At 73.1% G+C, this 19,677-nt stretch carries 20 protein-coding genes; 11 read left to right on the top strand and 9 right to left on the bottom strand.

The window, feature by feature from the left end; translation table 11 throughout:
• Positions 1-89 precede the first annotated feature (89 nt).
• Both LQ327_RS07605 and LQ327_RS07600 read right to left on the bottom strand, forming a co-directional pair.
• Complete coding sequence (locus tag LQ327_RS07605; protein WP_230731098.1) at positions 90-272, bottom strand: hypothetical protein; 183 nt, start codon at positions 270-272, stop codon at positions 90-92.
• 24 nt (positions 273-296) lie between these two features.
• Positions 297-1,688: a DUF1996 domain-containing protein gene (locus LQ327_RS07600; protein WP_230731096.1), complete on the bottom strand. Its 1,392-nt coding sequence runs from the start codon at positions 1,686-1,688 to the stop codon at positions 297-299.
• A gap of 448 nt (positions 1,689-2,136) precedes the next feature.
• Between LQ327_RS07600 and LQ327_RS07595 the strand changes: the two genes are divergently transcribed.
• Complete coding sequence (locus LQ327_RS07595; protein ID WP_230731094.1) at positions 2,137-2,748, top strand: response regulator transcription factor; 612 nt, start codon at positions 2,137-2,139, stop codon at positions 2,746-2,748.
• A gap of 11 nt (positions 2,749-2,759) precedes the next feature.
• On the opposite strand, the gene LQ327_RS07590 is transcribed toward LQ327_RS07595, so the two are convergent.
• The 5 genes from LQ327_RS07590 to LQ327_RS07570 form a co-directional block, all read right to left on the bottom strand.
• On the bottom strand, positions 2,760-3,047 hold the full coding sequence (locus LQ327_RS07590; protein ID WP_230731092.1) for a hypothetical protein: 288 nt from the start codon (positions 3,045-3,047) through the stop codon (positions 2,760-2,762).
• 134 nt (positions 3,048-3,181) lie between these two features.
• Positions 3,182-4,081 carry an alpha/beta hydrolase gene (locus LQ327_RS07585; RefSeq protein WP_230731090.1) on the bottom strand — a complete coding sequence of 300 codons (900 nt, stop codon included), beginning with the start codon at positions 4,079-4,081 and terminating at the stop codon, positions 3,182-3,184.
• 58 nt (positions 4,082-4,139) lie between these two features.
• Positions 4,140-4,802, bottom strand: coding sequence for a peptide-methionine (S)-S-oxide reductase MsrA (gene msrA, locus LQ327_RS07580; RefSeq protein ID WP_230731087.1), 663 nt, complete (start codon positions 4,800-4,802; stop codon positions 4,140-4,142).
• Complete coding sequence (locus LQ327_RS07575; protein WP_230731078.1) at positions 4,799-5,632, bottom strand: PIG-L family deacetylase; 834 nt, start codon at positions 5,630-5,632, stop codon at positions 4,799-4,801. The genes msrA and LQ327_RS07575 overlap by 4 nt, the downstream gene beginning before the upstream one ends.
• Before the next feature lie 48 nt (positions 5,633-5,680).
• Positions 5,681-6,169 carry a hypothetical protein gene (locus tag LQ327_RS07570; protein WP_230731068.1) on the bottom strand — a complete coding sequence of 163 codons (489 nt, stop codon included), beginning with the start codon at positions 6,167-6,169 and terminating at the stop codon, positions 5,681-5,683.
• Positions 6,170-6,833: 664 nt separating this feature from the next.
• On the opposite strand from LQ327_RS07570, the gene LQ327_RS07565 reads away from it, so the two are divergent.
• Positions 6,834-8,120, top strand: a complete 1,287-nt coding sequence (locus LQ327_RS07565; RefSeq protein WP_230731065.1) for an SAM-dependent methyltransferase — start codon at positions 6,834-6,836, stop codon at positions 8,118-8,120.
• Between the two features lie 174 nt (positions 8,121-8,294).
• Positions 8,295-9,053, top strand: coding sequence for an SDR family NAD(P)-dependent oxidoreductase (locus LQ327_RS07560; protein ID WP_230731064.1), 759 nt, complete (start codon positions 8,295-8,297; stop codon positions 9,051-9,053).
• Here the strand turns inward: LQ327_RS07560 and LQ327_RS07555 are convergent.
• On the bottom strand, positions 9,013-10,848 hold the full coding sequence (locus LQ327_RS07555) for a TM0106 family RecB-like putative nuclease (RefSeq protein WP_230731056.1): 1,836 nt from the start codon (positions 10,846-10,848) through the stop codon (positions 9,013-9,015). The genes LQ327_RS07560 and LQ327_RS07555 overlap by 41 nt on opposite strands.
• Before the next feature lie 249 nt (positions 10,849-11,097).
• Here LQ327_RS07555 and LQ327_RS07550 point away from each other — a divergent pair, with 249 nt between their 5' ends.
• From LQ327_RS07550 to LQ327_RS07515, 8 genes are all read left to right on the top strand, one after another.
• Positions 11,098-11,775 carry a DUF6474 family protein gene (locus LQ327_RS07550; protein ID WP_230731054.1) on the top strand — a complete coding sequence of 226 codons (678 nt, stop codon included), beginning with the start codon at positions 11,098-11,100 and terminating at the stop codon, positions 11,773-11,775.
• Between the two features lie 353 nt (positions 11,776-12,128).
• On the top strand, positions 12,129-13,115 hold the full coding sequence (locus LQ327_RS07545; RefSeq protein WP_230731052.1) for an IclR family transcriptional regulator: 987 nt from the start codon (positions 12,129-12,131) through the stop codon (positions 13,113-13,115).
• The gene (locus LQ327_RS07540) at positions 13,112-13,798 is read left to right on the top strand and encodes an ABC transporter permease (protein ID WP_230731050.1); all 687 of its coding nucleotides are present in this window, start codon (positions 13,112-13,114) and stop codon (positions 13,796-13,798) included. The genes LQ327_RS07545 and LQ327_RS07540 overlap by 4 nt, the downstream gene beginning before the upstream one ends.
• A gap of 10 nt (positions 13,799-13,808) precedes the next feature.
• A complete protein-coding gene (locus tag LQ327_RS07535) occupies positions 13,809-14,873 on the top strand; it encodes an ABC transporter ATP-binding protein (protein WP_230733163.1) in 1,065 nt (354 codons plus the stop codon).
• Positions 14,870-15,673: an ABC transporter permease gene (locus LQ327_RS07530; RefSeq protein ID WP_230731048.1), complete on the top strand. Its 804-nt coding sequence runs from the start codon at positions 14,870-14,872 to the stop codon at positions 15,671-15,673. The genes LQ327_RS07535 and LQ327_RS07530 overlap by 4 nt, the downstream gene beginning before the upstream one ends.
• Positions 15,674-15,788: 115 nt before the next feature.
• On the top strand, positions 15,789-16,808 hold the full coding sequence (locus LQ327_RS07525) for a glycine betaine ABC transporter substrate-binding protein (RefSeq protein ID WP_230731046.1): 1,020 nt from the start codon (positions 15,789-15,791) through the stop codon (positions 16,806-16,808).
• A gap of 155 nt (positions 16,809-16,963) precedes the next feature.
• Positions 16,964-17,941, top strand: a complete 978-nt coding sequence (locus LQ327_RS07520) for a glycine betaine ABC transporter substrate-binding protein (RefSeq protein ID WP_230731044.1) — start codon at positions 16,964-16,966, stop codon at positions 17,939-17,941.
• A 29-nt stretch (positions 17,942-17,970) separates the two neighbouring features.
• A complete protein-coding gene (locus LQ327_RS07515) occupies positions 17,971-18,936 on the top strand; it encodes a glycine betaine ABC transporter substrate-binding protein (RefSeq protein WP_230731042.1) in 966 nt (321 codons plus the stop codon).
• Here the strand turns inward: LQ327_RS07515 and LQ327_RS07510 are convergent.
• Complete coding sequence (locus LQ327_RS07510) at positions 18,933-19,592, bottom strand: SDR family oxidoreductase (protein WP_230731040.1); 660 nt, start codon at positions 19,590-19,592, stop codon at positions 18,933-18,935. The two genes, LQ327_RS07515 and LQ327_RS07510, sit on opposite strands and share 4 nt — an antisense overlap.
• Positions 19,593-19,677: the final 85 nt, after the last annotated feature.

Below are 19,677 nucleotides of genomic sequence, written 5' to 3'. Positions count from 1 at the left end.
GCGGCCAGGTCCCCTCTCAGCCCGTCTCTCGGGCTCCCGGTGGTGGGGCGCGAGGGGGTGTGACGCGGGCGCTGCCTCAGCCGCTCAGGTCAACATGCTCCGGCGATCTGACCGAGAGCCACGGCCAGCGTCACGAATCCCGCGAAGAACGCGGTCAACATGATGAGGGCCGGGATCGACACTCCGTTCTTCTCCCGGGTCGGCTCCTGGGAGTCGACCTGGGGACGGGAACTGTAGTCCTCGACCTCGAGAGCGAGGTAGTCGGCCTGCATCTCACGCCTCCTTTCGGTTCTCGGTCAGCCGGTGACGTTGGTGCAGTTCTGGTTCTTGTTGATGCAGTTCGCAACGGCCTGGTTCTGCGCCTCGGTCGCGACGTTCTCGAAGTCCCCGTGGTCGGTCGTGGGGTCGTGCTGGTTGTCCGGGAACGAGTCGATGGAGAAGTTCTTCCCCGCCGGCTGGTTGTAGGTCAGCACCTCGTGCAGCGCCGGGATCGGCTCGAAGCCGTCCTGGCAGTTGCCCTTCTCGTCCGGGAAGGCCGTGTGCGAGATGTGGTCCTTCGAGTCCAGGTTCTGCCCGTCCCAGCAGCTGGGGAAGTCGATGATGCGCTGCAGCTTCGAGCCGGCCGGGCAGATCGGGTACTTGTCGGTGACCCGGTCGGTGAACCCGGTGCAGGTGTACTTGGAGTTGGCGTTCTTGCCGTCCTGCACCTTGGCCTTGGCGTTGCCCGTGATGATCTTCAGGTTCTTGGGCATCGCCTGGACCTGGTCGTCGCCGTGGCCGCGGTAGCTGATCTGGACCGAGGTCGGCTTGAGGATGCTGCCGACGTTGCCGTCCTTGCTGCCGCCGTCCTGGCCGACGTCCGGGCCCTGGCCCTTGATGTCGCGCAGCACCGGCCAGTAGAAGGTGCTCTTGTCGCCGTTGGCGCACGAGGTGTCCGCGGCGTCGAGCGAACCGTCGCTCGAGTTCGCGTTGGTCGAGGTGTTGCCCACGTAGTCGTGGACGTGCTGGGCGCCGTTGCGCTTGCCCGGCGCGGCGATGAAGTTGTCCGAGTTGTTGTGGTCACTCACGCCGCAGTTCACCGCGGCGCTGCCGGCGGAGAACACGCCGCCGTTGCCGCGGTTGCCCCCGTCGGGGCTCACGTCGTTGATGTCCACGAAGTCGTCGCCACTGGCCGGGGAAATCTTGTCCCGGCCGGGGAACTCGTCGTTCTTGTTGTCGCCGTTGGCGTCGTTCTTGCTGTCGTCCTTGCCCTGATCGCTCTTGTTCTTGTCGTCCTGACTCTCGCCGTCCTTGTTCTGGTCGTCCTTGTTCTGGTCGTCCTTGTTCTGGTCGTCCTGACCGCTCTTGTCGGACGAGTCCTTCGAGTCGCCGGAGGAGTCGTCCTTGCCGTCGGACGAATCCTTGCCGGAGGAGTCCTTGCCGGAGGAGTCCTTGGAGTCCGACGAGTCCTTCGAGTCCGACGACCCGGAGTCCTTGCCACCTCCACCGTTGCCGTCGCTCTTGTCGTCCGACGATCCACCGTCGGACTTGGAGCTGCCGGTGAGCGACGAGATGATGTTCCCGCCGTCCGAGCCCTTCGCCAGCGCCGTGCCGCCCAGCACGACGGCGGTGCCGCCGACGAGCAGGGCTGCGACGGCCGCGAGGAGCCGGAGCGGGAGCCGCGTGCGATGTCGTCCACGTCGGGGCATGGGCGAACGACCTCCTGACCTTCTCTTCGGTCCCGGGCCGTGGGGAGCGCGGTCCGGGGCACGAGCGACGTCGGCCGGCGGAGCGGGCTCTGATGCCCGTCCAGGGGGAGCGCGGACGACGCCTGGGGGGAACGCGAGGCGGAACGCTAGGAGCGGAACCGTTCACCGGACCGTGATCTGAGAGCGGCATGAACGCGATGCCGCTGACCGCGCGCTGAGGCGCGACGAAGGGTGGGGGGTCTAGCCCAACCGGCCCAGAGGATGCAACGGACGCCGGTACCCGCTCTCAGGGAACCGCCCGTCGAACACGCCACGCCACCGTTCGGCGCCGGACCGTTGAACTCCGGTCGTGCGCACGGCAGCCTGGTCCGCGATGCAACCCAATCGTTATGCGGACGCGGAGCGGGGCCGCGTGCTGTGTGTAGCCCCTCCCCACCGCACAACGAGCGTGCTCGTCGGTGCGTTGCGGTCCAACGGCTTCGAACCTCAACTCCTGCGGGAGAGCTGGAGCGTCGGGGCCGCGGCACGGGCGGGCGGCGCTCGCGCCGTCGTCCTCGACGTCGAGATGAGCGGCCTCCGGCCGGTGGAGGTCCTCGCGGACCTGCACCGCGAGAGCCCGCGGACGCCGATCATCGCGCTGACGTCGGCGGAGGCCCGTGACCGCACGGTCTCGACGCTGCGGGCGACCCACGACGACTACCTGGTCACGCCCTTCCCCATGGAGGAGCTGCTGGCGCGCCTGCGGCTCCGCCTGGGCGACGACCGGCCGACCGCGCAGCTCTACCTGCGCCGCGGCGAGGTCATGGTCGACACCGCCCTCGAGCAGGTGTTCGTCGAGAACAAACCGGTCAGCCTCTCGCGCACCGAGTACGCGGTCGTCGACGCGCTGATCCGCCACCCGCGCGGGCAGGCCATGTCGCAGGACGACCTGGTCACGCGCGTGTGGGGCGGCCCGCCGACCTCGAACATCGTCGAGGTCTACATCGGCTACCTACGCCGCAAGCTCGGGGCGGAGCGCATCCGCACCATCCGCGGCCGGGGATACGTCCTCGAGGGCTAGGTACCTGCGCCTCAGCGCGCCTGGACCCGCGACGCCAGGGCGACCTGGCGGGCCCGGCGCTCGGCGTGCGCGATCTGCATCGCGTGCGCCCGGGCGACGGCGGCCTCGGCGCGGGCGACGCGCCGGGCCCGCCACCCCCGCGGCGGCGAGACGACGGCGGGGGTGGCGGCGGGCACGGCCTCCGGCGACACCCGCGGACCCGGGACCACCGCCGGGAACGGGGTCGAGCGCAGCGCGACGACCTGCGGCGCCTCGGCGTCAGCGGTGTCGGCGGTGTCGGCGACGTGGTGGCGGCCCATGACTGTCTCCCCCGAGAGGTGCGACCCAGGAGGTGCGGGCCGCTGTCATGAGACCTATCGCCGGGCCCGGCCCCGTGTTTCCGTCGTGACCCGATCGAGACCGGTCCGGCGGCAGGAGCACCCGGAGAGGTGACCTACAGCGAGCGCAGGAAGCCGATCTGGCGCTCGAGCGAGGTCGCGAACGGCTCACCGACGTAGATGTCGAAGTGCCCGCAGTCGAGCTCGAGGGTCTCGACCGGCCCGCCGGCCGTCGCGGCCACCTTCCGGACGGCGGCGGGCGGGGCGATCGAGTCGTCGCCCGCGACCACCAGCAGCATCGGGCAGCGCACGCGGGGCGCCGCCGTCACCGGACGGTTCAGCGGGATCGTGAGGATGCCCCGCGCCGGCATGTCGTTCTCGAACGACGGCCCGATGATCGCGCCGTACCCGGGGGCGGCGTCCGCGGAGGTGATCGCGGCGGTCGCGCCGGACGCACCGAAGATGCCCACCCGATGCTCACGGCGGCCGAGCAGGGCGCCGACCATGTCGACGATCGCGTGGCCCGAGAGCTTGAGCAGCTGCCCGGCCCCGGCGTAGCGGAGGATCTCCATGACCGCGCCGAGCCCGTCCATGGCCGCGCCCTGGGAGATGACCCCGGCGATCCGCGGATCCTCGGCGGCCACCGCCACGACGTGACCGCCGGAGTACGACGAGCCCCAGAGCACGATGCGGGCCGGGTCGACGCCCTCGATCAGGCGGGCCCGGGCCACGGCGGCGTGGTAGTCGCGGCGGTGCGCCCGGTGGTCGATGTTCCGGCGCAGGTCGCCGTCGGAGTCCGCGAAACCGCGGTAGTCGAACAGGAGCACGTCGGCCCCCGCCGCGGTGAACCCCTCGGCGAACGGCAGCAGGCCGGAGTCCCTCGTGGCCCCGAACCCGTGAGCCATGACGACGCACGGCCGGCCCGCGCCGGTCGCGAGGGACTCGTCCTCCGCCCGCAGGTACCAGGCCCCGAGCCGCCTGCCCTCCGACTCGAGCGCGATCTCTCCCACCGCCACCGTCACACCTCCGGATCGTCCCGATCGAACGACGACGGAGTGTGCCAGGTCACCGCGGTCAGCCGTCGGCGGCGACCCCGAGACCGGTCGGGCAGGACACGCCGGTGCCCGCGAGGCCGCAATAACCGTTCGGGACCCGCTCGAGGTACTGCTGGTGGTAGTCCTCGGCGTAGTAGAACTCGCCGAGCGGCGCGATCTCCGTGGTGATCCGGCCGCGCCCGGCGGCGTCCAGCGCCTGCTGGTAGGCGTCGCGGGACGCCTCGGCGACCGTCCGCTGGGCGTCGCCGGCGTAGTAGATCGCGGAGCGGTACGTGGTGCCGACGTCGTTGCCCTGCCGCATCTCCTGGGTCGGGTCGTGCTCCTCCCAGAAAATCTTCAGGAGCTGCTCGTAGGTGACGACCGTCGGGTCGAACACCACGAGGACCACCTCGGCGTGACCGGTGAGGTTGGTGCAGGTCTCCTCGTAGGTGGGGTTCGGCGTGAAGCCGCCGCTGTAGCCCACGGCGGTGGACCAGACGCCCGGCGTCCGCCAGAAGACCCGCTCGGCGCCCCAGAAACAGCCCATGCCGAACACCGCGGTCTGCAGACCCTCCGGGAACGGCGGCTTGATGGGGCGTCCGGAGACGAGGTGGCGCTCCGACGTCGGAAGGGGCGTGGAGCGGCCGGGCAGGGCGTCGGCCCGCGCGACCATCTGGCGCTTGTCGCGACCGAACAGGCTCATGAGGCCGACGGTACGCGGCCCTCCGAGCGCGACGGCTCGTCCGAGAACAGGTCGGTCTCGAACGGTCCGCCCGCCGGCGCGCCCGGCCGCAGGAACCACTCGGTGCCGAACGCGGAGGCGAAGGCCTCGTCGGGCAGGGCGAGGAAGAACGAGTCCCCGGCGATCTGGCTGGAGTGCGCCCGCATGGCGTCCCGCTTCGCGGCGATCCACGGCGTCACGTCGACACGGGTGGTCAGGTCCGACTCGGGTGTGCCCATCGAGTGCAGGTCGGCCTCGTCCGGTCCGTCCCCGTCGCCCATGAGTCCGGCCTGCGCCGCGGCCGCCATCAGCCGGCGCATCTCGTCCCGGTTCATCGTCGACTGGAACACGCGCGGCGTGCCCGCGATCTCGGCGGCCCGCATCCCGACGTGGTGCACCTGGACGTGGTCCGGGTGGCCGTAGCCGCCGTGGTCGTCGTAGACGGTCACGACGTCGGCCGCCTCGTCGCGCAGGATCACGGCGAGCTTCCCGGCGGCCTCCTCCACGTCGGCCGCCGCGAACGCGCCCGGCGCGGTGTTGGTCTCGGTGCCGACCATCCCGGAGTCGACGTAGCCGAGGAACTCCGTCCGGGCGACGCCGAGGATGCGGGCCGACTCGAGGGTCTCCTCGTGCCGGCGCTGCGCGAGGGTCTGCCCCGGCGCGAGGACGTCGGCGACGATCTCGCCGTGCTCACCGCCGGTGGCGACGACGAGGACGACGCGGTGCCCGGCGTCCGCCGCGGCCCGCATGACGCCGCCGCAGGCGATGCACTCGTCGTCCGGATGGGCGTGGAACGTCACCAGGGTGGCCACGATCCGAGAGCCTAGTGGGCCGACCGGGCCCCGGGGGGCCCACCGGGATCAGCCGAGGGTGAACGACAGCACGAGCACGAGGATCACGACGAGCACCACCGCCGCCGTCCCGATCACCGAGGCGAGCTCGCGGCGCCGGCCCAGGAACACCTCGGCGCCCTGCATCCCCGACGGGTCGCGCTCCACCCGTTCCGGTGACCGCTCGACCCACGGCGGCGTGGTGTGCGCGGCCGGTACCGGCGCCGACGGTCGCCGTCCGGCGATGCCGCCGGGCACGATCTGCGTCCGCTCCGGCGGCGCCGCGAACGACGGCGGGCGGAAGCCGGGCGGGGGCGTGGGATCCGGGCCGGGCGGGGGGAACCCGCCGGACGGCGGACCCGGGACGACCTGGGTGCTCTCCGCATCGCGTTCGACGACCTGGGTCACCTCGGCCTCCGTGGCGGCGGTCGGCTGCGGGTCGCCCCAGCGGAAGGGCGGCGGGAAGGGGTCCGGCGTCCGGCGCTCGTGGGGTGCTCCGCGCGGGGGCTCCGGAGGCACGACGGGGATCGAGTCGGTCGCCGGGCCGGTATCCGGCGGAGACGCCGGCGGCGTCGTCGTCGATCCGGTGGCGCCGGGTGCTGCCGGCCCGGATCCCGCCGCACCGGACGGCTCCGGAGACGACACCGTTCCGCCGGAACCGAGTCGCGGTGACCCGGTTGCCGGAGAACCCCCGGCCGGGAAGGCCGGAACGGAGGTGCCTGACGGCGGAGACACCGGCTCCGCGGTAGCCGAAGGTCCGGACGCGCCCCCCGCAGTCGCACTCTCCGCGACCGCGCTCGGCTCCTCGACCGGGGCCGACGCACGAGCCACGCGCGCCGCCGATTCCTCCTCGCGACGCCGGGCGCTCAGCTCGTCGCGACGGCGTCGGTAGGAGGTCGCGTCGACGCGACCGGCCGCGAGGTCGTCGTCCAGGCGCTGCAGCTCCTCGCTGGCGTCCACCTCAGGCACCCTCCCGGCGGACCGGACCCGCACCGACCGCGTGAGGATCGGTGTCCGTAGCTCGACGCGCACGGTAACGGACCAACGGTGCACCGCACCCGTTCCGAACCGACGTGGTCACGATCTCCTCGCCCGAGATCGAACGCTCCGGCTTCGGGCCACGAAGGTGATGTCGACTCCAACGTCGTCGCAAAACGATCGTCCCGCGTCGAGAGGACCTGCTGTGTCGACCTCACCCCTGTCCGACGACCTCTCCCTCCACCGGCCGGTACCCCGGCCGGCCGAGGGCGTGTGGCCGGGCCTGCAGGACCCGGGGGAGAACCGGCTGCGGATGCGCGTGGCGCAGGGACTGATGCGCGCGGCGGTGCGCCGCATGCCGATGCGCCTGATCTGGCCCGACGGCACCGTCGAGGGCGGCGGCGGACCCACCTCGCCGGCGATCCGGCTGGTCCGGCCGGAGGCCTGCTTCACCCGCCTGGGGCGCCAGGGACTGATCGGCTTCGGCGAGGGCTGGATGGTCGGCGACTGGCACTCGGAGGACCTCGTCGGGGTCCTGCAGTGCTTCAGCGAGAACATCGAGGAGCTGGTGCCGCGCCCGCTGCGCAAGATGCGGGGGTTCTACGACCGGGGCCAGCCGCGGGAGGAGGTCGCGGGCGACGCCGAGGCCTCGCAGGAGAACGTCCACCGGCACTACGACCTGTCGAACGACCTGTTCCAGCTCTTCCTCGACGACTCGATGATGTACTCCGCGGCCTGGTTCGAGGGGCCCATCGGCGAGGACGGCCAGCACACCGAGTCGCTCACCGCGGCCCAGCACCGCAAGGTCGACGGCGTCCTGGACATGGCCGGCGTCCGGGACGGCTCCCGCGTCCTCGAGATCGGCACCGGCTGGGGCGAGGCGGCCATCCGCGCCGCGCAGCGGGGCGCACGGGTGACGACGCTGACGCTCTCGGTCGAGCAGGCCGAGCTCGCCCGGACCCGCGCGGAGGCGGCCGGGGTGTCCGACCGGATCACCATCGACGTGCGGGACTACCGCGACGCCGTCGGCGAGTACGACGCCGCGATCTCGATCGAGATGATCGAGGCCGTCGGCGTGGCCTACTGGCCGGAGTACTTCCGCACCGTCGACCGGCTCCTGGCGCCCGGCGGGCGCTTCGGCCTGCAGTCGATCACCATGCCGCACCACCGGCTCCGGGCGACGAAGTCCTCGTACACCTGGATCCACAAGTACATCTTCCCGGGCGGCATCATCCCGAGTGTCGAGGCGATCGAGCAGACGCTCGCCCGGCACACCACGCTGCGCATCGACGACCGGCGTTCCATCGGCCCCGACTACGCCGAGACCCTGCACCGCTGGCGGGAGACGTTCCTGGCTCGCGAGGCCGAGGTCCGGGGTCTCGGATTCGACGAGATCTTCGTGCGGATGTGGGACTTCTACCTCGCGTACTCCGAGGCGGGCTTCGCGACGCGCTACCTCGACGACTGGCAGTTCGGGATGTCGCGCCCGTGAGGGAGGACCCCGAGGTGTGACCCTCGACAGAACGGTCAGCCCTGACTGTCACGGCCGTCCGGCACCGGATAGCCTGCGCGCCGCAGGGCCCGGTGATCGTCCCCATCCGCACCGCGCCCGCCACCCGCCGGCGCGAGCACGCGGGCCGGCCCGAGCACGAGGAGCGCACCGCGCATGGACACGACCGACGTCGCCGCGATCGTCACCGGAGGCGCGTCCGGGCTCGGCGGAGCCACGGTCCGCCGGCTCGCCGCCGACGGCGCGCACGTGGTCGCGATCGACCTGCCGAAGGCGATCGACACCGCGGAGAAGCTCGAGCGCGTCGACTACATCGGCGCCGACGTCACCGACGGTGACCAGGTCCAGGCGGCCGTCGACGCGGCGGTGGACACCGGCCTGCCGCTGCGCGTGGTCGTGAACTGCGCGGGCATCGGGACCGCGGGCCGCGTCCTGTCCAAGAAGGGCCCGATGGACCTCGGGGCGTTCTCGCAGGTCGTGACCGTGAATCTGATCGGCACGTTCAACGTGATGCGTCTGGCGTCGGCGGCCGTCGCGCAGACCGAGCCACTCGAGGCCGGGGCGCGCGGCGTCATCGTCAACACCGCTTCGGTCGCCGCCTTCGAGGGGCAGGTCGGCCAGATCGCCTACTCCGCGTCGAAGGGCGGCGTGGTCGGCATGACCGTGCCCGCGGCCCGCGACCTCGCGCAGTACGGCATCCGCGTCATGACGATCGCCCCCGGCATCATCGACACCCCGATGCTCGCCGGCGTGGAGGAGTCCTTCCGCAACGAGCTCGCGAAGGGCATCCCGTTCCCCCAGCGCCTCGGCCGGCCCGACGAGTACGCGCAGCTCGTGGCCATGATCGCCGAGCACGACTACCTCAACGGCGAGGTCATCCGGTTCGACGGGGCGCTGCGCATGCAGCCTCGCTAGCGATCTGTCCCGCGGCGGCCGACCCACGAGCGTCCGCCTCGGGACGCAGGTCGTCGAGGTGCGGAACGGCGAGGACGGCGTCCGAGGTCATCCAGGTCCGCAGGGCGTGGGTGGCCCGCACGTCGTCCTCGTTGTAGACGAGCAACCGGTCGCGCATCGCGGGATCCGGTTCGTCGCCGTCGAGCCCGACCGCCCGGCGGTACCAGCGCATGGAGTTCTCGCCGCCGGCCTCCGGGTCGCGCCACCCGAAGCCCGCCGAGGGCGCCACCCGCTTGAGGCCCTTGCCGTGCGGGCACAGGAACGAGTCGCTCACGGCCGGGAACAGGTCGACCCAGGCGTCCGAGGCGATGAACGCCTCCACCTCCTCGGCCGGGGGGATCCCCGGCTCGCCGGCGAAGCGCTCGACCGATCCGCGCAGCCAGCGGTTCTCGGCCTGCTCGTTGTAGCAGTAGGCCCGGAACGACAGCCCGCGCTCGTCGGCCCGGCGACGGACGTCGGACAGCCAGGCCCAGAACGCCGCGAACGAGCGCGCCTCGTCCCGGGTCGGCACCGGGTCCCACGTGGCGAACCCCAGGTACCCGTGGGCGAGCCCCACGTCGGCCCCGGAGAGCAGTACGCCCCACAGGTAGGCGCCGTCCTCGCCGAGGCTCTCCATGTCGACGTCGACCTCGACCGCGCCCCGCGGCACGTCGGGCCGGTGCACCCGCCGCACCAGGGGCACGTCGAAGCGCCAGGCCCGGGCGAGCGCGACGGCCTCGCGCAGGTCGGTGCTCAGCCCGACGTCGTCGGGCGTGCCGTCGACCGGCTCCGGCAGCCCGCGCCGCGGATCGAGCGCAGCGAGCGCCCGGACGGTGCCGACCCCGCGGCCGCGCAGCCGCAGCGCGTCCTCCCCGCGGACGACGAGGCTCACGTCGTCGGTGCGGCGCAGGTCGGCCTCGCAGACCGGCCACCAGGGGCAGCGGCGGCACTCGGTGATGCGGGAGGGCTCGGCGAGCGCGGGCGCTCCGGTGCGGGCGGCGTCGGCCACGGCGAGCCGGTCCGCGAAGCGCCGGTCGTACATGTCGAGCGGGCTGCGCCCGGCCTCGTTGCCCGGCGCCGCGGCGAGGTCGGTCCAAACCACGCAGTCCGCGTCGAGCCCGACCACGCCGCCCCACGCGGGACCGGAGGGGACCCCGAGGCCCGCGGCGGCGAGCATCCGGTGCAGGTGCGCCAGCCGCAGCACGTCCCGGGACACCGCGCGCACCTTGCGGTCGGCGTCGGGCGCCGCCGACGACGGGTGCGGCCGCGCCAGCGGTGAGGTCACCGCGCCGGCGCCGGGATCGGTCACCCGGTGCCGGACCACGATCACCGGGTACCAGCCCGTGCCCGCCCCGCCGGCCCGGACCAGCAGCTCGGCGTGGCCGCGCCTGCCGTCGGCGGGGGGCAGCTCGGCGGCCCCGATCGCGGCGACCGACTCCTGCGTGGCGAGCGCGAGCGTGGCCGACGCCCGCTCGCCCCGCGGGCCGTCGGGCACCCGTCGGTAGGACGCGCCGAGCAGCTCGCCGAACCGGGCGGCGAGCACCTCGCGGTGCTCCGCCGCGTCGGCCACCCGCATCTCCACGCCCGGATCCGGTTCCGGGAGCACCACGGCTCCCGCCCCGTCGACGGGCGTGGCCCCCCGGGCGCGGCCGGCGGACGGATCGTGCTCCAGGTGGACCCGGCGGCGGCAGCGCGTGGTGACGGCGGCGTCCAGCAGCACGGGCGCGCCGCCGGGGGGACCGCCCGGGGTGGGCCCGCCCGGGTCCGCGCTGCTCATGACCGCGATGCTGCCACGGAGCCCCGACAGCCTCGTCGGCCACGGGCACCGGCCCGGCTCCGGCGGGACGCCGCCGCCGTGGCGCCGCCCACGGACGGGGAGACCCCGTTAGGGTCCGGGCCTCGCGGGGAACCGTGCCGGGAGGAGATCGACATCGGGTCGGGACGGCCGGCCCCGGGGATCGACCGGGCGGGGGCACCCGCCCGGGGCGCCCGGCGAGGGCCGGCCGCCGGGACAGCGGGAGGACCCATGGCACGGCGGCGGAGCACGAAGAACTCGGTGGAGCTCGGCGGCGAGCACGGCAGCGGGGACGAGGGCGTCGTCGTCCTCTCCCGCAAGGCCGCCAAGCAGGCCGCGAAGGCCGAGAAGGAGACGGCGAAGGCCGCGCGGTCCGACAAGAAGGCGACCAAGAAGGCCGAGAAGGCGGCGGACGCCGAGCTCGCCGAGAAGGCGGGCAAGGACGAACCGCTGACCAGCGCGACGGTGAAGCGGTGGATCGGGATCGCCAAGATCGTCGTCCCGGTCGCGGCCCCGATCGTCTACCAGGCGGTCGGTGAGGCCCGGTCCCGCGTCGACGACTACCGCGCCCGGCGCCTCGGCGTCGCCCCCGACGAGCTCTCGACCTTCTCCGGGCGCGGGACGGCGCTCTACGCGCGCTGCCACAACCTCGCGAACTCGGTCCGCGAGCTCGGGAACCGCCGTCCCGACGACGCCGAGGTCCGCACCTTCAGCACCGACGCCCGTACCCGCCTCTCCGACCTCGAGGCCGCCGTCCGCTCCGCCGAGCAGATGCCGAGCGCCCGTCGGCGTCGGGCGCACCTCGCCGTCGCGTCGGAGCTGGACCGCCTGGAGTCGCGGCTGCTGGGCCTGTGGGGCCTCGACGCGCCGGGGGGACGGGCCCCCGGCGAAGCGGCCCCCGGACGCTGACGCGGGTCAACGGCACGCCGCGTTCCTGCAACCCCCGGACCATGTTCCAGGTCACCGGACGACACCCCGTACACCCATTCAGTGAGATCACCCAAAGTTACGTCTTGGCGTCAGCCTGTTCACCCGTGCGAGACCAAGCGGACAACTCCGGCACAGATCCGCAGCTCAGACCCCTTGTTGAGACGCACAGTCACTGATCGGGCTGTACTCATCCGGTCACGACCTGACCCGGAAGTCCCAACTTCCGGGTGACAACCACATGGCGAGCCCCTTAATCTCTCGCAGGCCGTTGCCTGATCGGCAACCACGGTTGTCCCTCACGCTCCCGGCGTCAGGGAGCGGAGAGGGGGGTCATGAGTCCACGTGCCTCGCGCGGCGCAGCGCCGGAGGACGGCTCCGTCGCACGTCCCGCCCGCTCCGCGACCCCCGCAGCCGGTGACGCCTCGGGCGGCGGTCAGGTCCACCGCGCGCTCGCGATCCTGGAGCTGCTGGGCGACCCGGAGTCGGTCGGTCTCGGCGGCCGGTCCGGCACCGTCGAGGCGCCGACGTCGTTCGGGGTCGTCGAGATCGCCCGCACGCTCGGCCGGGACAAGTCGCAGGTGTCCCGCCTCCTGCGGCTGCTCGCCGACGCCGGCTTCGTCGAGCGCGAGGCGGGCACGCTGCGCTACCGCATCGGCACGCGGCTGTTCTCGCTCGGCGTCCGCGCGGTGAGCCGGCGGCTGCGCGACGAGGCCGACGCCCTCGTCGAGCGCGAGGCCGCCCTGCTGGGCGAGCGCGTCGAGGTCTGCGTGCGCAGCGGCGGGAGCGCGATGACGGTGAGCACCGCCGCCCCGGACAGCGAGCTGCGCGCCATCGGCTGGGTCGGGCGCACCGTGCCGCTGTCCTGCACCGCGGGCGGGCGCGCGATGCTCTTCGACCTCGACACCGCCGCCGTCGCCCGGCTGATCGTGCCCGAGGGGCTGGGCCAGGCCGGCCCGGCCGCCCCGCGGTCGCTCGACGAGCTCGTCGTCCGCATCGCCGAGGACCGCGCCCGCGGGCTGTCGATCGCTCGCCACGAGATGGACCGGGGCCTGCTGGCCGTCGGCGCCCCGGTGCGCGACGCCGCGGGCGCGGTCGTCGCCGCCGTCACGGTCGGGGGCCCCGACTCCCGCATCGACCCGGTGCTCGCCGAGGTCAGCGCGGGCGTGCTGCGCGCCGCCGCCGACCTCTCCGCCGCGCTCGGCGCCCCCGGAACCCCCGTCTCCCCCTCCGGAGCGGGTCCGCCGTCCCGTGCCCCCCGGCAGCGCCGCCCACCGACCACCCCGCCCGTCCCTCCGACCAGAAAGGAAGGAGTGTCGTGAACGTCTTCCAGTACTTCGCCGAGAACAGCACGCAGATCATCAACCTGACGATCCAGCACGCCCAGTTCGTCTTCTACTGCGTGGCGATCGGCTCGATCATCAGCATCGCCATCGGTCTGCTCGTGTCCACGGGCGAGCCGAACCCCAACCGGTTCAGCTTCGACTGGTGGGCCACCGGCATCCGCGAGGGCTCCCTGCTGATCACCGCGGCCGTCCTCACGATCCCGTCCCTGGCGCTCTTCGTGCTGTTCCTCCCCATCACGGGGCTGGGCGTCACCACCGCGATCATCGTGCTGACGATCTACACGCTCTACACGGTCCTGCGGAACACGGTCGCCGGCCTGACCGCGGTGGACCGCTCGGTGCTCGAGTCCGCCCGCGGCCTCGGCTACGGCCGGGTCCGCCGGCTGCTCACGATCCAGCTCCCGCTGGCCTGGCCGGTCATCCTCAACGGAATCCGGGTGACCACGCTGATCTCGATCTCGATCGCCGTGGTCGCGTCCATCGTCCAGGGGCCCGGCCTCGGCAAGCTCCTGCTGACCGGCATCACCCGTATCGGGGCGTCCAACGCGTTCCCCCAGGTCCTCATCGGCACGGTGATGTGCCTGGTGGTGGCCGCCTTCTTCGAGATCATCTTCGCCATCGTGCAGCGCCTGACCATCCCGAGGGGGATCCGTGTCTGAGACCGAGAACATGATCGTCTTGGAGGCCGTCGAGAAGGTCTATCCCGGATCGACCGCCCCGGCGGTCGAGCGGCTCGACATGACGATCCCCAAGGGCGAGATCGTCATGCTCATCGGGCCGTCGGGCTGCGGCAAGACGACGACCCTCAAGATGGTGAACCGGCTCATCGAGCCGACCTCGGGCCGGATCATCCTCGACGGCGAGGACGTCACCGACGTCAACGGGGACCTGCTGCGCCGCAAGATCGGCTACGTCATCCAGCAGGGCGGGCTCTTCCCGCACTTCTCGATCGCCGACAACATCGGCGTCGTCCCGAAGATGCTCGGCTGGGACAAGAACAAGATCCGCGAGCGGGCGGACGAGCTGCTGCACCTGGTCGGCCTCGAGCCCTCGACCTACCGCGACCGCTACCCGCGCCAGCTCTCCGGCGGTCAGCAGCAGCGTGTCGGCGTGGCCCGGGCGCTCGCCGCGGACCCGCCGGTCATGCTCATGGACGAGCCCTTCGGCGCGATCGACCCGATCACGCGTGACCGGCTCCAGGACGAGTTCCTCGAGATCCAGCGGACCGTGGGCAAGACGATCTGCTTCGTCACGCACGACCTGCAGGAGGCGGTGAAGCTCGGCGACCGGATCGCCGTCTTCGCCACCGGCGGCCGGCTCGCGCAGTACGACGACCCGGACACCGTGCTCACCCACCCGGCCGACGACTTCGTCTCCGACTTCGTCGGCGGCGGCGCCGCGGTGCGCCGGCTGTCGCTGCTCGAGCTCTCCCGTCTCGAGCTGCACCCGGTCGAGACCGACGTGGCCGCCGTCGGGAACCAGAACGGCACCCCGGTCGCCGAGGTCGACGGCGCGGGCCGGCCGGTGTCGTGGCGGCACCTGCCCGACCGCGACGCCGCCGGGACCGCGCTGGTGACGGTGCCGCTTTCCGGCACGGTCTACGACGCGGTGGACGTCATGCTCGACGGCTCGGCCTCGCTGGTCGCGGTCGTCGACGACGAGGGCCTGCCCCAGGGCGTCCTGCACTGGAACGACCTCGTCGCCGGCCTCAAGACGCGGGAGCGTGAGCGGTGACCGCGCTCGACATCCAGCCCGGCGTCCCGACCCCGACCGAGAAGGCCGGGAAGTCCTCGGGTGGCGGCTTCCTCGGCGTGATCCGGGCGAACTACGACCTGCTCGTCGCCCCGATCATCGTCGTGGTCGGCCTGCTGCTGACCTACCTCTACATCAGCGCCCAGAACCTCGACACGATCGAGGCGCGTGCCCTCGAGCCCGCGAACGTGCTGAGCCAGCTCGGGCAGCACCTGCTGCTCACGCTGTACTCGACGGTGCTCGTGCTGGTCATCGCGGTGCCGATCGGCATCGCGCTGAGCCGCCCGGGGGCCCGTCGGGTCCAGGGTCCGGTCCTCGCTCTCGGCGGCTTCGCCCAGGCGCTGCCGCCGTTCGGTGTGCTCCTGCTGCTCGGCTTCTGGGAGTTCGGGATCCGCAGCGCCGTCATCGGCCTCACGCTGGCCGCCCTGCTCCCGGTGCTGCGCAACACCGTGGTCGGCCTCCAGCAGGTCGACCAGTCGCTGATCGAGGCCGCCCGCGGCATGGGCATGTCGTCGCGGCAGACCCTCTTCAGCGTCGAGATCCCGCTCGCGGTCCCGGTCATCGTGGCCGGCCTGCGCGTGGCGCTCGTCCTCAACGTCGGCACGGCCACCCTGGCCACCTACATCGGGGCGGGCGGGCTGGGCGAGCTCGTCCAGCAGGCACTGCGGCTCAACCGCATCAACCTGCTGTTCGTCAGCGGCGCGATCATCGCCGCCCTCGCCCTCCTCATCGACTGGCTGGCCGGCGTCGCCGAGCGGGCCATCGTCGCCCGGTCGGGCTGACCGCCGGGCGGTACGCGTCCGGGCGGGTCGAGGGAGCCCGCCCGGACCGCAGCAAGGCACGCACCATCCACGACGAGGCCACACCGGACCTCGCACGACGAAGGAGAAGCGACCAGTGCAGGTGAAGACTCCGGGCGGTCACGGCCGCCTGCGCGGGTGGAAGGCGTCAGCGGTCACGCTGGCGGCCACCGCGCTGCTCGCGGCGGGCTGCGGGGGCCTGTCCGGGAGCGGTCAGCCGCAGGCCACCGGCGGCAGCCTCGCCGCCAGCGGCATCAACCTCTCCGGCCAGACCATCACCGTCGGCGGCAAGGACTTCGACGAGCAGCTGTTCCTGTGCAAGGCGCAGGTCCAGGCGCTGCAGTCGGTCGGCGCCACGGTCAACGACCGCTGCGGCATCCAGGGCTCCGCCGCCACGCGCGCCGCCCTGACCAGCGGCCAGATCGACATGTACTGGTCCTACACCGGGACCGGCTGGATCACCGACCTCAAGCAGACCCAGGTGATCAAGGACCCGATGCAGCAGTACCAGGCGACCGCGGCCCTCGACAAGCAGCAGAACAACATCGTCTGGACCAACCCGACGCCGTTCAACAACACCTACGCGATCGCCACCACCAAGGCGTTCGCGCAGCAGAACAACATCAAGACCACGTCGGACTGGGCGAACTTCATCAACTCCGGCAACCCGAACGCCACGCTCTGCGTGGAGCCCGAGTTCGCCGGCCGTGACGACGGCCTCCCCAACCTGCTGCGCACGTACGGCGTGAACAAGCCGTACACCTCGCCGCCGGCCGTCACCACGCTCGACACCGGCGTCGTCTACCAGGCGACCGCCAACGGCAACCCCTGCAAGTTCGGCGAGGTGTTCACCACCGACGGCCGCATCCCGGGTCTGAACCTGGTGGCGCTGCCCGACGACAAGAACTTCTTCCCGATCTACAACGCCTCGAACACCATCCGCGGTGACGTGGCGGCGCGGGCCCCGGGCGTCGTGCAGGTCTCGAACGAGATCGCGAAGCGCCTGGACTACAACACCATGCTGGGCCTCAACGGCCAGATCTCGTCGCAGGGCCAGGACCCGGCCCAGGTGGCGAAGACCTGGCTCCAGCAGCAGGGTCTGATCGGCCAGTCCTGATCGGTCCCCGGTGTCCCGGCCGGCGATGACCGGCCGGGGCGCGCACGGCACGTGACGGCGGGGAGGTCCTCCGGGGCCTCCCCGCCGTCGTCGTCCGCATCCTCCGCCCGGGGGCACCGCGCCCCCGCCCGACCGCGATCCCCCGGAGCGACGGCATGGGCCGTGTCCGTCTGGTCCCCCGGCTCACCGCCGCTGCCCTCGCCCTGTGCTGCCTGTGCCTGCTGGCCGCCGGCTGCTCCGGCGAGGCCCGGACGCGGATGACCCCGCCGGGCAGCTTCGCCCGCGACGTCGACCTCAGCGGCCAGACCTACGTCGTCGGCTCCAAGGAGTTCGACGAGCAGCTGCTGCTCTGCCGCATGACGATCGCGCTCCTGCAGTCGGCCGGGGCCGCCGTCGTCGACCGCTGCAACACCCAGGGCTCGGACACCGTCCGCTCCGCCCTGACCACCGGTGCGATCGACATGTACTGGGAGTACACCGGTACCGCGTGGCGCATCTACCTGCGCCAGGAGGGCCGGCTCACCGACCCCGACGAGCTCTTCACCGCGGTGCGCGACGCGGACGCCGCCAACGGGGTCACCTGGCTGCGGCAGACCCCGTTCGACAACACCTACGCGGTGGGGGTGTCCGCGGCGACGGCCGACCGGCTCGGCGTCCGGACCATCTCGGACCTCGCGCGCCTCGTCCGCTCCGGATCCCCGGACGCCACGATGTGCATCGACCAGGAGTTCACCGGCCGCGAGGACGGGCTCGTCGGCCTGCTGCGCACCTACGGCTTCCAGTTTCCCGACGGCGCCCTCACAACCATCGGGCTCGGGGACATCTACCCGGCGGTCGCCGCCGCGCGTCCGTGCGCCTTCGGCGAGGTCTTCGCGACCGACGGCCGGCTCAACGCGCTGCGGATCAACACGCTCACCGACGACATGGGCTACTTCCTGCCCTACCACGCGGCGCTGACCGTGCGCTCCGACGTCCTCGCCCGGAACCCCCGCCTGGCCCTGCTCTCCGAGCGGCTCGCCCCCATGCTCACCGCCCAGGTGATGCGCGAGCTCAACGCCCGGGTGTCGGTCGGGAAGCGCCCGCCCGACGAGGTCGCGCGGACCTTCCTGCACGAGCAGGGCCTCATCGGCTGAGCACTGCGACGAGCTGCGATGATGCCGCGGTGCCCCGGACGGCCCGCGCGTGTGCCCCGGCGGCGCTGCTCTCGCTGGTCCTGCTGCTCGCGGGCTGCGGCAACAGCACCCTGACCTCCCCCGACGCCTCCGGGGGCCTGCTCGCGCACCGGGCCGACCTGCGTGCGGCGAGCTACGTCGTCGGTGGCGGGCCCACGACGGCGCTGCGCCTGCTGTGCCAGATGACCATCGCGGCGGTGCAGGCCGCGAACGGCACCGCCGAGGACGAGTGCGGCAAGGTCGCCGCCGTCGACGTGCACGGGTCCCCGCAGGAGTCCGACGTCGACACCGGGTGGGCCTCGCTGCGCACGACGATGCCCGACGGGACCCCGGCCCCGGACGGTCAGCTCCCGCCGACGGCCACGCCGCTGGCCACGTTGCGGGCCACGGACGCGCCGCGCGGCGTCGCCTGGCTGGACCCGACGGCGTTCGACGGCGCGGACGTCGTCGTGACCCGCCCCGGCGTCGCCGCGGACCTCCCCGCCCTCGCGGCACTGACCGCGACCCGCCCGACGACGCTCTGCGCGACCACCGACGCCGTCCCCGGATCCCCGGTGGCCCCCGGCACGGCCGCACTGCTGGCCGGCTACCGCTTCGCGCCCACGGTGGTGCCCCAGGACGCCGGTTCGGTGCTCGCCGGCGTCGCGACCGGGCGGTGCACGGCCGGGCTGGTGCCGGGCGAGTCGGGCCGCGTGCCCGCCCTCGGGCTGGCGGTGCTGGCCGACCCTCGCGGCGTGCTCGTCGGTCCGGCCGGCCCCCGCGGGTTCGCGCCGGTGATGCGCCAGGGCGTGCTGGCGGGCCATCCCGGGGTGGCTGACCTGTTCGGGGAGATCACCCGGCGCCTCGACGGGCCCGCGATGCGGGGGATGGTCCGCGAGGTCGAGGTCGACGGGAGGGACCCCCGCGACGTGGCCCGACGGTGGCTGGTCGCGGAGGGCCTCGTCGCGAAGGCCTAGATCCCCTGGATCGCGGTGCCCAGCGGCACGGTGCCGTTGATCAGCTCGAGGGTCCGGCCGACGGTGGCGGGGGTGTCGAGGAGGGCGACGAGGGTGGCGGCGGTGTCGGCGCGGGTGACCTCCTCGTGGCCGACCTTCGACTCGGCGAGCGTGACCCGGCCGGTGGCGGGCTCGTCGGTCAGCTTCCCGGGGCGCAGGACCGTGACGGCGAGGGCGGAGCGGCCGAGCACCCCCTCGTCGGCGTCGCGCTTGGCACGCAGGTACTCGCCCCAGACGGAGTCGTCGTCGGCCTGCGACGGTGCGTCGGCGGCACCCATCGCGGAGACGATCAGGTAGCGGCGCACCCCGGCGGTCACGGCCGCGTCGGCGAGCAGCAGGGCGCCGTCCCGGTCGACGGTGCGCTTGCGCTCGGCCGTGCTGCCCGGCCCGGCGCCGGCCGCGAACACCACCGCGTCGGCGCCCGCGAGGTGCTTCGCCAGGTCGTCCGCGCCGATGCTCTCGAGGTCCACGACGACGGGTTCGGCGCCGGCGGCGCGAACCTCGTCGGCGTGGTCGGGGTTGCGGACGAGGGCGACGGGCTGGTCCCCGCGCCCGGCGAGCTGTCGGGCGAGCAGCAGGGCGATCTTCCCGTGGCCTCCGGCGATGACGACGCGCATGTCAGCGGCCTACCCGCCGGGGACGAGCGCCACGCGCGGTGCTGCCCCGCCCCTGATCGGCCCCGCCCAGCCCCCTGCCGGTTGG

Source organism: Actinomycetospora endophytica (assembly GCF_021026375.1).
GTDB classification, from domain to species: Bacteria; Actinomycetota; Actinomycetes; order Mycobacteriales; family Pseudonocardiaceae; genus Actinomycetospora; species Actinomycetospora endophytica.
Note: the sequence above shows the minus strand (reverse complement) of the source record. Positions and strands in the feature narration are given on the sequence as shown.